The sequence below is a fragment of the Kitasatospora sp. NEAU-CNBT7 genome (assembly GCF_057220535.1).
On the sequence record NZ_JBXQQB010000026.1, the window covers coordinates 49,527 to 62,050 of the forward strand.

Genomic DNA, 12,524 nt, shown 5'->3' on the forward strand with positions numbered 1-12,524 from the left:
ACCTCGCGTCGAGGGGCCCGGGATCCGGGCCGGGACTGCACCGACGGGCCGTCAACACCCGTGCGGGGGCATCGTCCCAAGGGGTGGCGCGGCCGGGTGGCGCGGGGGCGTCGGGCACGGCACGGCAGATCGGGACGGCCGCATTTCCCCAGGGTGCGGCAGGCCCGGACAGGCCGGCTCCGCGCCCGACGCCCGCACTCCACCCCGGCCGGCCCCCGGCGGAACCAGGAACCGCCGGGACGTCCACCGCCGTCGGCCAGGAAGGGACCCTCACCAGCCCATGTACTCCTCCGCCAGCACCGGCGCCCGCCCGTCGAATCCCACCCAACTCGACGGCGGCGCACCGCGTCACCCCGCCGGCCAGCCCCGTCCCGGGCTGCGGCCGCCCACGGCTGCCGGCGGCCGGCCGGCTCCCCGCGGCGGCGAGCTGCGCGATCCCCGCGCGCTCGGCGGCCGCACCGCGCTGCTGCCGCGGCAGGCCGAGCCGGTCGGCCACCGGGCCGCCGCCGGACGGCTGCTGAACTCCCGCACCCCCGAGGGCTTCGTCGACCGGGTCGACCCCGCCGCGCTGCAGACCCCGGCCGTGCGCGCCGCGCTCGCCAACATCTCGCGGATATGTCCCGCCTTCCTCCCCCGCCAGGTGCTCCGGGAGGGCAGCCGCCACATCCTCGTCGCCGGCACCATCGGCCGCGCCCCCGTGGTCGCCAAGTGCCTGGCCCCACAGGCGCTGCGCGGCCCGCAGAGCGAGCAGCTGGTGGAGCGCTTCCACCACGAGATCGCGGTCTACCGGGCCTTCGTCCGGCACCGCCCGCCGGTCCGGCTGCCCCGGCTGGTCGCCGCCGACCAGGACCGCTGCGTGCTGGTCCTGGAGCGGGTCCCCGGCCGCCCGGCCGCCCGGGAGCGGCACCCGGTCAACGCGCCCACCCCGGGCGAGGTCAGGGCCGTGCTCGGCGCGGTGCGCACGCTCAACCTGTGGCGGCCGCCCACCGACGTGTTCGGCAAGCCGCTCGACTACCAGCTCGAGGTGGCCCGCTACCACTCGGTCGGCCAGCTCACCGACCGCGACGCGGGCGACCTGCGGCAGCTGCTGCACGGCCTGGCGCACGTCCCCTGGCAGCTGTGCCACGGCGACGCGCTGCTCGGCAACCTGCTGCTGGCCCCGTCCGGGCCGGTGCTGGTCGACTGGGAGGAGGCCGGCTGGTACCTGCCCGGGTACGACCTCGCGGTGCTCTGGAGCGTGCTCTCCGGGGACTCCGCGGCCCGCCGCCAGATCAGCCAACTCGCCCAGTCCGGCGGCACCCTGGCCCGGGACGCGTTCCTGGTCAACCTGGTCACGGTGCTGATGCGGGAGATCCGGCTGCACGACGTGCCGGGCGCCGGCGAGGAGCAGCGGATCATGATCCGCCGGCTGTACGACGACGCGGCGCTGGCCCGGCGCGCGGTCCGCGCGGCCGTCGGCACCCGCTGACGGACCGGCCCGCCGCACCGCGGCGGGCCGCAGCCGGTCGGGACCGGTCGGGAGACCTAGGGACCGGCGGTCACCGGGCCGGGCGGTCGAGGGCCGCCCGGCCGATCGCGTCGAGCACCAGCTCGTCCGCCGGGAAGTAGGTGCGGCCGCCGAGGACGTCCCGCAGGTAGCGCTCCAGCGGGTGACGCCGACTCAGGCCGGGGTTCCCGGTGAGCGAGACCGCCTGCTGGACGGCGGTGGTGACGGCCCGGTTGACCAGCAGTTGGGCCGCGCCGGTCCGGGCGACCGCCTCGGGCTCGTTGCGGTCGATCCCGGCGGCCAGGCCGTGCACGAGCTCCTCGGCGCCGATCAGGGCGGCCGCGATCTCGCCGAGCGCGGTCCGGTACCGCGGCAGAGTGGCCAGCGGTTCGGTGAGATTGGCCGGAGTGCGCTGCTGGAGGAACCTCACCAGCCACTCCTGCGCCGCCCGCGCCACCCCGAGCTGCACGGCGCACAGCGCCAGGTCGTGCCAGGCCCGGGTGGTCCCTTCGGCCGCCTGCTCCGCCGCGGGGGCTGCGCCGGGGACGGTCAGCCGCAGCGCGCCCTCGGGTGCCACCCGGACGCCGTCCAGGACCACGTCGTGGCCGGCGCTGGCCCGCAGTCCGAGCTGGTCCCAGGTCGGGTCGATCTCGACGCCTTCGCTGTCGCCGCGCACCAGGAAGGCGCCGACCCGCGGCACGTCCTCCTCGGTCCGGGCCCAGACCGCCATCCAGGCGAGCGCCTCGGCGCCCGCGCAGTCCGACTTACGGCCCGTCAGCCGCCAGGCCTCGCCGTCCCATCGGGCGACGGTGCCGGGCAGCGGGCCGGCCCCGGCGGGCTCCGCGCGCAGCGTGTTGACCAGGGCCGGTCCGCGCCGGGACTCCGTCAGGAAGCGCCGGTAGCCGGCCGTGGGCCAGGCCCCGGTCCTGGCCTGCTCGGCGTGCTGGAGCAGGGTGAAGGCGGTGAGCACGGCGACCGAGGCGTCCCCCCGGCCGAGCCGGGCGAGCACCCGGACGGTGTCCAGCAGCGTGCCGCCGGGGCCGCCGAAGCGCCGGCCGACGGTCAGGGTGAGCAGTCCGGCCTCGTGCACGGCCTCGATCCCCTGGTAGGGGAAGGTGCCGTCGCGGTCGTGCTCCTCGGCCCGGGCGGCCAGCAGGTCCACCACCCGGGGCAGCCGGCCCAGTGCCTCGGTGACGGCGGTGCGGTCCTCGGCGGTGGGGCCGGCGGTCTGGGTCATCAGCGGGTGCCTCCGGGCGGCAGCGTGGGATGCGGCATGGTGCGGGTGGCACGCGGACGGGCGTGCGCCGACGGGATGCGGCACCCCGGGCCCCGGGGCGGGGAGTGGACGGCCGACCGGCCGACCGGGTGCCGGCGGCGGAGCGTTCGGCTCCGCCTCAGCGGCCCGGACACGACGCGCCGGCGGTGCGCCGCAGGTCGAGATGCCTGCGACGGGTCAGCAGCGGGAGGCGACGTGACATGGTCGTGACTGTACGAAGGGCTGATCGATACCGTCAAGCCAGGTCGGGGCGGTCGCCGGGCCCGGCGGGCCCGGGCGGTCCGGCCCGGCTCGGGGACCCGGTTCAGCCCTGCTTGAACATGTCGGCCGGCAGCGGCTTGAGCAGCTGGTAGAGGTCGTCCGAAATCGGCCGGTCCCAGGAGGCGATGGTGACCTGGACGCCGTCGTTGCGGCCGAACTGGGAGCAGAACACCCGCTCCTCGGAGACCTTGACCTTCTTCACGATCAGCAGGTCGTCGCCGAGCATGACCGGGAAGTCCTCGGCCGAGACCAGGTCGACCGGCTCCTCGTGCTCCAGCGCCGCCAGCAGCTGGCGGACCTCGAACGGGACGCCGTCCTCGGACTCGCGGGCCGGGGAGGTCTCCGGCAGGTTGCCGATGAACATCGCGGGGCCTCTGCCGCCGAGCAGGTCGTACCGGAGGAAGATCCCCTGGCAGGAGCCGTCCGTGCCGGTCATCACCATGGCCCCGAAGTGGCCGGGCCAGTCGCCCGGGTCCATCGCGAGCACGTCGAAGTCCGGGCCGGCGGGCGAGCCGGAGCGACGGCGGAGAAATGACATGACACCATCGTACGTGCCCGCGACCGGCCCACCTGCGACCGGGGGGTGATCAGGCCGAGATCTACGCTCAGGGACCAATGTTGACTCTGAGCAACCGTCCGGGCTACGTTCGGTTCAGCACGACAGCCGCTGTGGGCTCGGTCCACCGGGGGGCGGCTTGTCCCAGCGCGCCTTTTTGCGCGTCCCTTCGCTGTGTGCATCGTCGTGCGGACCACCTGCTCGGCCAGCTACATCTGCCCCACTCCACCGGAGTCGGCCACGGAACCCCCGACCGGCACCGGCGAACACAACTCCACAGACCAGGTTCGCGGGGCCCCGGCCTGTCGCATCCGCGGACCTTGCCCGGGACACCGCCGCGTGGGGGCGTGCGGATCCCGGGCGAGGCACCGACTTCCGAGTAGCTCTCGGCGGGCGGGGCCGTCCTCCCGGCGACTGCCGGCCCTCTGGTGGGGCCGGGACCGGCAACGCACCTCGGTGCGGTTGGGGAACACACACGGGAGGAGTTCGTCATCGGCGCCGATGACGGGCAACACAGCGGGCGCCGTGCCATTACCGCGTGGGGGCGGTGGGCACGGCGTCTGCCTGCTCTTACTGTGATCCGATGCTTGTCGAACAGTCAACAAGAACCGGTCCATCAGAATTCATTTGTGACCTCCCCGGACCCCGAACCGACACCGACGGTTCAGTCGGGTGCAGCGGACGGCACCCCGGGGGCGCAGCAGTGCCGCACCCCCGCCGCGGGCACCGGCTCAGGTGAGGTCGAACTCGCCGTCCCGGGCCCCGAGGACGAAGGCCCGCCACTCGGCCGGGGTGAAGATCAGTGCGGGGCCGTCCGGGTCCCGGCCGTCGCGCATCGCGATGTAGCCCTCCACGAAGGCGATCTGGACCTCGCCACCGCCGGGGACGGACCCCTGGCTGCTGGAGAGCCACTCGGCCCCGGTCAGGTCCAGCACCGGCTTGCCGGCCGCCGCCAGGACCCCGGTACCGCTGCTCTCGACACTCGTACTCATGCCGTGCTCCTCCCGATCCGTCCGAAGGGCCCAGCGTAGCCAGGCGGGTGGCGGCCGGCGGGGGATCGTGCGGACTTCCCGACCGGTGCGGGCCATTAACCGGTGATCCGCACCCGCCGGGGTGTCCCGTTGTGCTATGCGGTGACCCGGCGAGTTTCGGCCCCTCGGGCGCGCTCGGCTGCGAGAGTGGTGCTCCGGCGCGATGCCGGGCCCGCCCGGGCCCCCGCGCGCCGCACCCGCGGCGCGCACGCCGTTCCCACGCCACGTGCGCCGTACGAGGACCAGGACGACCAGGCCGCACGACCCAGGGAGCCGCCGATGCACCGCCGGGATGCCGCGAGCGCCGATGTCATCCCCATCTCCGACGCACCGTCCGCGCCGGGCGCGCCGGGCTCGCCTGCCGCACCCGCGGACCCGCGCACGGCCACCGTGCCGCGCCCGTCCCGGCCGACCGGGCTCGGCCGGGTCGGCGTGGTCCTGGTCTCGCACAGCCAGGAACTGGCCCTCGCCGTACGGGCGCTGGCGCTGGACCTGGCCGACAGCGCCGACCCGGCGCCGGTCGCGGCGACCGGCGGCAGCCTCGGCGACGGTCCGGGCACCAGCGCGGTGCTGATCGCGGCGGCCGCCCGCCGGGTCGACCAGGGCCACGGTGTGGCCGTGCTGTGCGACCTCGGCACGGCGGTCTCCACCGTGCTGGCGCTGCTCTCGGAGGCGGACGAGCACGGGCTGCCGTTCCCGGTCCGGTTCGCCGACGCGCCGTTCGTGGAGGGAGCGGTCGCCGCGGTGGTCACCGCGACCGCCGGCGGCGACCTGTCGGCCGTGCTGGACGCCGCCGAGGAGACCTACCGGCAGCGCAAGCTCTGAACCCACCGGGCGCAAACTCTCAGGTGGGAAAGGGCAATTGTGGCGAGAACGCCCACGCCGCAGGGTGCTCCGTCGCTAGCATCGGGCCAGTGCGCGGAGCTGGGGAGGCTCCGCCGATCTGTGGGGGGAGTCCCAGCCATGCGCGTGGTCGTGACCGGCGGGGCAGGATTCATCGGAGCCAACCTGGCCCGGGCGCTGCTGGCCCGTCCGGAAGTGTCCGAGGTCCGGGTGGTGGACAACTTCGTCACCGGTCGGAAGGCCAATCTGGAAGGGGTCGACGTGACCCTGCTCGAAGGCACCATCCTGGACCGCGACCTGCTCGACACCGCTCTGACCGGCGCCGACGCCGTGGTGCACCTGGCCGCGCTGCCGTCGGTGCCACGCTCGATCGCCGATCCACTGGCCAGCCACCACGCCAACGCCACCGGCACCCTGGAGGTGCTGGAGGCCGCCCGCCGGGCCGGCGGGCCGTACGTGGTGGCCGCCTCGTCGTCCTCGGTCTACGGCGCCAACCGGGAGCTGCCCAAGCGCGAGACCATGCGCACCGCCCCGATGAGCCCGTACGCGGTCAGCAAGCTGGCCTCCGAGTCGTACCTGGCGGCCTACCACCACTGTTACGGCCTGGGCGTGCTGCCGCTGCGCTTCTTCAACGTCTTCGGGCCGCTGCAGCCGGCCGGACACGCGTACGCGGCCGTGGTGCCGGCCTTCCTGGACGCGGCGCTGGCCGGACGGCCGCTGACCGTGCACGGGGACGGCGGGCAGAGCCGGGACTTCACCTACGTCGGCACGGTCACCCAGGTGATCACCGAGGCGGTGGTGCGGCGGGTGGTCCACCCGGACCCGGTCAACCTGGCCTTCGGCACCCGGACCAGCCTGCTGGAACTGATCGCCGAACTGGGCTCGGTGCTCGGCGCCGACCTGGCCGCCGAGCACGTCGACCCACGGCCCGGGGACGTGCGCGACTCACAGGCCGACAACGCCCGGCTGCGGGAGCTCTTCCCCGAGGTGGTGCCGGTGCCGCTGCGCGAGGGCCTGGAGCGCACCGCCGCCTGGTTCCGAACGCTCTGACGTCCGCTCAGGCGGGCTGACCGCCGAAGGAGAACACGGCCTCGCCCTTGAACTCGAGGGCGAGGCCGATCCGCCGGGCGGTGTAGGCGTCCAGCTCGGGCAGCGCGTCCCGGGTGAACCAGCCGACCGCCAGCGACTCGTCGTCGTTCACCCGGGCCTCGCCCGAGCGGTAGCGGCAGCGGAAGGTCAGGTCCAGGTACTGCGCCTGGTCGCCGTTCGGGTAGTGGACCATCGGCGAGGTCGAGACCATGGTCAGCGCCTCGGGCTCGACCAGCACACCGGTCTCCTCCAGGACCTCGCGCACCACCCCGTCCGCCGGCTCCTCACCCGGGTCGAGGATGCCGCCGACCAGGGCCCAGCGGCCGTCGTCGGCGCGGCGCCCGAGCAGCAGCCGTCCGTCGTCGTCCAGGACGACGGCGGCGACCCCGGGGAGCCAGAGCGGGCGGGTACCGACGAGGGCACGGAGTTCGGCGAGGAACGCGGGGATGGCCATGGGACGTGAGCCTAGCGGGCGTCGGTCCGCCGCAGCTGCCGTGCCGGGGTGCCCACCACCACGGTGTCGGCGGCCACATCACGGGTGACCACCGCGGCGGCCCCCACGAACGCCCCCCGGCCCACCTTGCGGCCCTGCAGCACCACCGCGTTGCTGCCCACCGTGGTCTCGTCCTCGAGCAGCACCGAACCGGACACGTTGCCCCCCGGATACACCGTCACCCGCTCGCCGAACACGCTGTCGTGGCCGACCGTGGCGTTGTAATGCACCTGGCTGTGGGCGCCGAGCCGGACCCCGCTGGAGACGTACGCGCCGCCCATCACCAGGCAGCCGGGGCCCAGCTCGGTCTCCGGGGCGATCAGCGCCCGCGGGTGGACCAGGGTGGTGGCGGCCCCGCCGAGGCCGTCCAGCAGCGCGGCCAGCCGGCGACGGACCGCGGGGTCGGCGATCCCGACCAGGTAGCGCGCGCCCGCCGGGAGCCGGTCCGGGGAGAGCACCGGCAGGCCGCGGACGGTACCGCCGTGGGCGCGGTCGTCCAGGAAGCCGGCCACCGGCACCCCGGCGGCCAGCGCCGTGTCGAGCGCCTCCCGGCCGACCCCGCCGGCTCCCGCGATCCACAACGACTCGGTCAACACTGCCTCCTGGGCACTCGGGTGGCTCGGGTGGAGAGAGGAAGGGGCCGGGGTCCGCGGTACGGACCCCGGCCCCCGGGTACTGCACGGACCGCACGGTAGCCGGTTCAGCCCCTCAGGAGGCTTCCTCGACCGCCACCACCGGCTGCCCGGCGAGCCGCGGCCCGGTCGCCTGCCGGGGCAGCACGACCCGCTGGACGGGCAGCTCGGACGGCGCCGGGAAGCCCGGGTTGACCCCGCCGGCCGCGGTGATGCCCTGCGGGCGCAGCAGCTGCTTGGCCGTCAGCGCGAGGATCCGCAGGTCGAGCAGGGCCGAGCGGTTGGCGATGTACCAGAGGTCCAGCTCGATCCGCTCGGGCCAGCTGATCGAGTTGCGGCCGCGGACCTGGGCCCAGCCGGTGAGACCGGGCCGCATGGCGAGCCGGCCGCGCTGGCGGGCCGAGTAGTGGACGACCTGCTCGGGCAGGGTCGGCCGGGGGCCGATGATGCCCATGTCACCGCGGGCCACGTTCCACAGCTGCGGCAACTCGTCCAGACTGGTCTTGCGGAGCAGGGCACCCAGCCGGGTGATCCGGGGGGCGTCCTCCTCCTCGGCGAAACGTTTGTCCCGCATGGTGCGGAACTTGAGGATCGAGAACTCCCTCCCGTCCCGCCCGGTCCGGGTCTGACGGAAGATCACCGGTCCGCCCATGGTGCAGCGGATCAGCAGTGCGATCACCAGGCCGAGCGGGAGCGCGACCGCCCCGGCCAGCGCGGCGACGGCAAGGTCCCCCCCTCGCCGGATTCCTCCCCCAACAGGCATGACTCCCCCAACTTTCGTGGTGCGACGGGTGTGCGGCTCAGCCGACCGACCAGGGCAGACCGCGCGCCCTGGCCACGGCCGCATAGGTCTCCAGCGAGACCCGGGCGACCGCCCGCTGGTCGAACTGCGCCAGGGCACGGCGACGGGCCGCCGTACCCAACTGCTCACGCAGGGCCGGCTCGGTGAGGAGCCGGTCCAGCGCCGTGGTGAGGGCCCCGGCGTCGCCGGGTGGTGCGAGCAGCAGGTGCTCTCCGTCGGTGCCGATCTCCCGGCAGCCGCGGATGTCACTGAGCACCATCGGCAGACCGCTGGCGGCGGCCTCCATGGCGGAGCGGGAGAACCCCTCCCGGTAGGAGGGGAGTACGAAGACGTCCAGGGCGGCGTACAGCTCGGGCATGTCGCTGCGGCTGCCGAGGAACTCGACGCCGCCGGCAGCGGGGTCGTCGCCGAGCGCGTCGGGCTTGTCCGGGTCCTCGGGGCCGATCCAGACGAACCTGGCCTTGCCGGCCAGCGCCCGGGCCGCCTCGGCGTACTCCCGGATGCCCTTCTCGGCGACCCGGCGGCCGACCCCGCCGACCAGCAGTTCGTCCTCGCCGACGCCGAGCGCGGCCCGGATCCGGGCCCGGTCGGCCGGGTCCGCGGTGAAGCGGGACAGGTCGACGCCGTTGCCCACCACCCGGGAGCGCCGGCCGGGGACGGCCCGCGCCAGCGTGGTGCGGTCCTCGCCGTTCTGGTACAGCTCGGCGTGCGAGAAGCGGGCCGCGAAGGCCTCCGCCCCGAGCACGAACGCCCGCTTCGCCAGCGGGTCGTGGGCCTGCGCCCACAGGCCGTGGCAGGTGTTGACCACCACCGGCACCCCGGCCGCCCGGCCCAGCACCCGCCCGAGCACCCCGGTCTTCGGGTTGTGGGTGTGCAGCACGTCGGGCCGGATCCGGCGCAGCACGGCCAGCAGCTCCCGGCCGGCGGCCGCGTCGGCCCGCGGCTCCCAGGAGCGGGTCAGCGCGTGCAGCGGCTCGTGCCGGACGCCGATCGCCTCCAGCTGCGGCACGTACGGACCGGGGGCGCTGATGCCGTAGGTCTCGAAGCCGGCCTCCAGGTCGACCTTGAGCTCGGTGGCCAGCAGCAGCTGCAGGCTCATGTCGACGGTGGTCAGGTGGGCGACCCGCAGCGGCCGCCCGCCGGGGCCGCGCAGCCGCGGGACGGCCGGGACGGCGGGCTCGGCCGGGGCCGGCTCGGATGTGGCCGGTTCGGGCGTGGCGGGCCGGGGCGCGAGGGGCTCCGGTGCGAGGGGCTCAGGCACGGGCGCCCACCGCCTTCGCGGTGGCGACGATCCGGGCGTAGGCCCGCTCCGGGATCAGTCGGCCGTAGAACTTGGCGCGGAAGAAGTCGATCGGGTCGGTCCGGCGGACCGGGACCCGGCAGAACCGGGCCGGGTCGAAGCCGGGCAGGTTGCGCCCGACCTGGCCGGTGGCGGAGGTCCGGAACCGGGCCCGCAGCGCCGCCTCCATGTGCGGGACGGTGACGCCCCAGGTGTACGCGAAGTGCTGCGGCCGGACGCCCAGGTGCTGCTCGACGTCGTCGTTGCAGCCGTCCAGCTCGGCCAGCGTGAGCAGCTCCGGACGGGCGTGGGTGCGGGTGTGGTTGGCGACCGTGCACAGGCCCGAGTCGGTCATCTCCCGCAGCTGCTCCCAGCTGAGGCCGCGGCCGCTCTCGCCCTTGGCGGTGGAGCCCTCCCAGCGCATCTCGCCGCCGACCTGACCGCTGGTCAGATAGACGGTGAAGGGCAGCGCCCGCTCCTTGAGCAGCGGCCAGGCGTTCTGGTGGACGTCCGCGAAGCCGTCGTCGAAGGTGAGGACGGTACTGGGGGTCCGGCGGCCGGCCCGCAGCCGGTCGGTGGCCTCGTCCAGCGAGACCACCCGGCCGGGCGGCAGCTCGGCGAGCAGATCGGCCTGGGCGGTGAAGTCGGCGGTGGTGACGTCGAGTTCGTCGCCGGTGCCGCCGCCGATCCGGTGGTAGATGAGGACCGTGGCGCCCTCCCCCGGGGCCCGGCCCGCGGCCCGCGCGAGCTGCTGCTTGACCTGCGCCCTGATGCCTGCGGCTGCCGCGGGCGCGGCGGTGGTGCCCATCGTTACCCCCTCTGCGGCACCCTCCCCGGTGCCGGCCAGCGGACTCTCGCCCGGCCCCAGCGGACGCTGGAGACCGGCGGGACCCACAGTAGGGGGAAATATGGGGCTGCTGCCCGGGAAATGTGAAAGAAGAGGGTAGGTAGGCCGAAAATCAGGCGGTCCGACCGGGCATGTCCGGATTCTGAACGTTTGCGAACGGACGGCGAACGACCGGTGACCCCGCGGTGCGGCTTCCGCCCCGCAGCGGGCGCCCTTCCGGTGCTACGACGGGGTCCCGCCCGGCGGCCGGAGCCTGGCCAGCACCACCCTGGCCAGCAGCAGCAGCCCGGCCGCCAGGCAGCCGGCCACCGCCATCACCCAGGCCGGACCCCCGCTGTCCGGGACCACCACGGCCACCAGGATGCCGAACGCGACGCACGCCGCCCCGGCGAAGGCCAGCAGCCACTGGTGCTGGCGGTGCACCCGCCCGGTGACGGAGCGGTGACTTCCGGTATCTGCCATGCCATCAACGGTAACCCGACGCCGGAACAGCGGCACAGCGGTCGGAATGCGCCCCGGAACGCGCCCCGAGGACGCCGGAAAGCGCCCCCGCGAAAAGTCGCCGTCCGCCGTACAACCATCCCGGCGCGTCGGTGGTCTCCACTACATTGAGCGATCCAGGAGCCGTCCGTGGCATGGGTTGGGAGTCCCCGCCGCGGACCGGATCAACCCGGGGGCGGAGCCGCCGCGCCCGGGGTCGGAGGCCGGGCTCCGCCTTCCGACGGTACCGCCACGCCGCACCGGCGACCGAGGGGGGAACCGTGCCGCACTCCGAGACCACGACCATCAGCACCCCACCACCCACAGCCGTCACCGCAGCGGCCGCGCCGCGGACGGCCGGCACGGCCGGGCGGAGCGCCGGCGGGCGCGGCAGCTGGCTCAGGTTCTCCCCGGCCCAGCCGCTGTTCCGGGCCCGCGCCGCCCAGCGGCTCGCCGTCCTCGCCTACCACGGCGTGACCGACCCGCGCTCCTTCGGCGCCCAGCTCGACCGGCTCCGGCGGCTGGCGACCCCGGTCTCGCTGACCGCCGTCGAGCAGGCGGTGGCCCAGGGCCGTCCGCTCCCGCCGCGCAGCGTCCTGATCACCTTCGACGACACCGACCGGTCCGTCCTCACCCACGCCCTGCCCGCGCTCGCGGTCCGGCGGATCCCCGCCGCCGCGTTCGTGATCGCCGAGCTTATCGGCACCGACCAGCCGTTCTGGTGGCACGAGGCGGCGTTCCTGGCGCGCAACGGCGGCCGCTCCCGCCTGGTCCCCACCGGCCGGCCCGCCGAACTGCTGGCCCGGCTCAAGGCCCTGCCCGACCCGGACCGCCGGCGCAGCCTGCACGAACTGCGGGTCAGCGCCCACCGCCGGCCGCCCCGCCAGGAGCAGCTCACCCCCGAGGACCTGCGCGCCCTGCAGGCCGACGGCGTCTCGATCGGCAACCACACCCTCGGCCACCCCTCGCTCGGGCGCTGCGACGACGCGACCGTGCACTCCGAGATCGCCGGCGCCCACCTGGCGCTCGGCAAGTGGCTCGGCGAGCCGCCCACCGCCTTCGCCTACCCGGACGGGGGGTACGACCCGCGGGCCGATGCGGTCCTGCGGCAGCTCGGGTACCGCCTCGGCTTCCTCTCCGACCACCGCCTCGGCCCCCGGCTGCCCGCCCACCCGCTGCGGATCAGCCGCCTCCAGGTCGACTCCACCACCGGCACCCGCAGATTCGACACCATCCTCTCGGGGCTCGAACCGGCACTCCAGCGCTGGCGCGGCGTGGCCGTCTGAGGCGGCCGACCGGGGGCGCGGGGAACTGCGCGAAACGGGAGCCACGCCGGGCAGCGTCGGGCCACCGTCGGCCGGTACAGGTCTGCCCCTGCCGCCGCTCGCGCAGTTCCCCGCGCCCCCCAAAAGCAACACCCGCCCGGGGGGCACCCGCGCCCCCAAGAGC

14 protein-coding genes are annotated in these 12,524 nt (G+C 75.1%); 4 read left to right on the plus strand and 10 right to left on the minus strand.

The window, feature by feature from the left end:
- Window positions 1-280: 280 nt before the first annotated feature.
- Entirely contained in the window at window positions 281-1,468 is a 1,188-nt protein-coding gene (locus AC2TEW_RS27855) for a phosphotransferase (RefSeq protein ID WP_359891530.1), read from the plus strand.
- Window positions 1,469-1,538: 70 nt separating this feature from the next.
- Here AC2TEW_RS27855 and AC2TEW_RS27860 read toward each other — a convergent pair whose 3' ends face one another.
- From AC2TEW_RS27860 to AC2TEW_RS27875, 4 genes are all read right to left on the minus strand, one after another.
- Window positions 1,539-2,723 (minus strand): acyl-CoA dehydrogenase family protein, encoded by a 1,185-nt coding sequence (locus AC2TEW_RS27860; protein WP_484626113.1) that lies wholly within the window; start codon window positions 2,721-2,723, stop codon window positions 1,539-1,541.
- 157 nt (window positions 2,724-2,880) lie between these two features.
- The gene (locus AC2TEW_RS27865) at window positions 2,881-2,964 is read right to left on the minus strand and encodes a putative leader peptide (protein WP_363641195.1); all 84 of its coding nucleotides are present in this window, start codon (window positions 2,962-2,964) and stop codon (window positions 2,881-2,883) included.
- 102 nt (window positions 2,965-3,066) lie between these two features.
- The gene (locus AC2TEW_RS27870) at window positions 3,067-3,561 is read right to left on the minus strand and encodes a hypothetical protein (RefSeq protein WP_484626114.1); all 495 of its coding nucleotides are present in this window, start codon (window positions 3,559-3,561) and stop codon (window positions 3,067-3,069) included.
- Between the two features lie 749 nt (window positions 3,562-4,310).
- Entirely contained in the window at window positions 4,311-4,571 is a 261-nt protein-coding gene (locus AC2TEW_RS27875; protein ID WP_484626115.1) for a DUF397 domain-containing protein, read from the minus strand.
- Between the two features lie 318 nt (window positions 4,572-4,889).
- On the opposite strand from AC2TEW_RS27875, the gene AC2TEW_RS27880 reads away from it, so the two are divergent.
- A complete protein-coding gene (locus tag AC2TEW_RS27880) occupies window positions 4,890-5,435 on the plus strand; it encodes a PTS-dependent dihydroxyacetone kinase phosphotransferase subunit DhaM (protein WP_484626116.1) in 546 nt (181 codons plus the stop codon).
- Window positions 5,436-5,573: 138 nt separating this feature from the next.
- Entirely contained in the window at window positions 5,574-6,503 is a 930-nt protein-coding gene (locus AC2TEW_RS27885) for an NAD-dependent epimerase/dehydratase family protein (RefSeq protein WP_484626117.1), read from the plus strand.
- A gap of 7 nt (window positions 6,504-6,510) precedes the next feature.
- Here the strand turns inward: AC2TEW_RS27885 and AC2TEW_RS27890 are convergent, their stop codons facing one another.
- From AC2TEW_RS27890 to AC2TEW_RS27915, 6 genes are all read right to left on the minus strand, one after another.
- Window positions 6,511-6,996, minus strand: coding sequence for an NUDIX hydrolase (locus AC2TEW_RS27890; protein ID WP_484626118.1), 486 nt, complete (start codon window positions 6,994-6,996; stop codon window positions 6,511-6,513).
- 11 nt (window positions 6,997-7,007) lie between these two features.
- A complete protein-coding gene (locus AC2TEW_RS27895; protein ID WP_484626119.1) occupies window positions 7,008-7,628 on the minus strand; it encodes an acetyltransferase in 621 nt (206 codons plus the stop codon).
- Between the two features lie 115 nt (window positions 7,629-7,743).
- Entirely contained in the window at window positions 7,744-8,430 is a 687-nt protein-coding gene (locus AC2TEW_RS27900) for a sugar transferase (RefSeq protein WP_484626120.1), read from the minus strand.
- A 37-nt stretch (window positions 8,431-8,467) separates the two neighbouring features.
- Window positions 8,468-9,730 (minus strand): glycosyltransferase family 4 protein, encoded by a 1,263-nt coding sequence (locus tag AC2TEW_RS27905; protein WP_484626121.1) that lies wholly within the window; start codon window positions 9,728-9,730, stop codon window positions 8,468-8,470.
- Entirely contained in the window at window positions 9,723-10,556 is an 834-nt protein-coding gene (locus tag AC2TEW_RS27910) for a polysaccharide deacetylase family protein (RefSeq protein ID WP_484626122.1), read from the minus strand. The genes AC2TEW_RS27905 and AC2TEW_RS27910 overlap by 8 nt, the downstream gene beginning before the upstream one ends.
- 261 nt (window positions 10,557-10,817) lie before the next feature.
- On the minus strand, window positions 10,818-11,057 hold the full coding sequence (locus tag AC2TEW_RS27915) for a hypothetical protein (RefSeq protein ID WP_484626123.1): 240 nt from the start codon (window positions 11,055-11,057) through the stop codon (window positions 10,818-10,820).
- A 299-nt stretch (window positions 11,058-11,356) separates the two neighbouring features.
- Here AC2TEW_RS27915 and AC2TEW_RS27920 point away from each other — a divergent pair, with 299 nt between their 5' ends.
- Window positions 11,357-12,361, plus strand: a complete 1,005-nt coding sequence (locus AC2TEW_RS27920; RefSeq protein WP_484626124.1) for a polysaccharide deacetylase family protein — start codon at window positions 11,357-11,359, stop codon at window positions 12,359-12,361.
- The last annotated feature ends 163 nt before the right edge of the window (window positions 12,362-12,524 follow it).

Coding starts and splice junctions, on each gene's coding strand:
- AC2TEW_RS27900 (WP_484626120.1), bottom strand. CDS start 8,430: ATGCCTGTTGGGGGAGGAATCCGGCGAGGGGGGGACCTTGCCGTCGCC.
- AC2TEW_RS27910 (WP_484626122.1), bottom strand. CDS start 10,556: ATGGGCACCACCGCCGCGCCCGCGGCAGCCGCAGGCATCAGGGCGCAG.
- AC2TEW_RS27875 (WP_484626115.1), bottom strand. CDS start 4,571: ATGAGTACGAGTGTCGAGAGCAGCGGTACCGGGGTCCTGGCGGCGGCC.
- AC2TEW_RS27885 (WP_484626117.1), top strand. CDS start 5,574: ATGCGCGTGGTCGTGACCGGCGGGGCAGGATTCATCGGAGCCAACCTG.
- AC2TEW_RS27880 (WP_484626116.1), top strand. CDS start 4,890: ATGCACCGCCGGGATGCCGCGAGCGCCGATGTCATCCCCATCTCCGAC.
- AC2TEW_RS27865 (WP_363641195.1), bottom strand. CDS start 2,964: ATGTCACGTCGCCTCCCGCTGCTGACCCGTCGCAGGCATCTCGACCTG.
- AC2TEW_RS27890 (WP_484626118.1), bottom strand. CDS start 6,996: ATGGCCATCCCCGCGTTCCTCGCCGAACTCCGTGCCCTCGTCGGTACC.
- AC2TEW_RS27915 (WP_484626123.1), bottom strand. CDS start 11,057: ATGGCAGATACCGGAAGTCACCGCTCCGTCACCGGGCGGGTGCACCGC.
- AC2TEW_RS27860 (WP_484626113.1), bottom strand. CDS start 2,723: ATGACCCAGACCGCCGGCCCCACCGCCGAGGACCGCACCGCCGTCACC.
- AC2TEW_RS27855 (WP_359891530.1), top strand. CDS start 281: ATGTACTCCTCCGCCAGCACCGGCGCCCGCCCGTCGAATCCCACCCAA.
- AC2TEW_RS27870 (WP_484626114.1), bottom strand. CDS start 3,561: ATGTCATTTCTCCGCCGTCGCTCCGGCTCGCCCGCCGGCCCGGACTTC.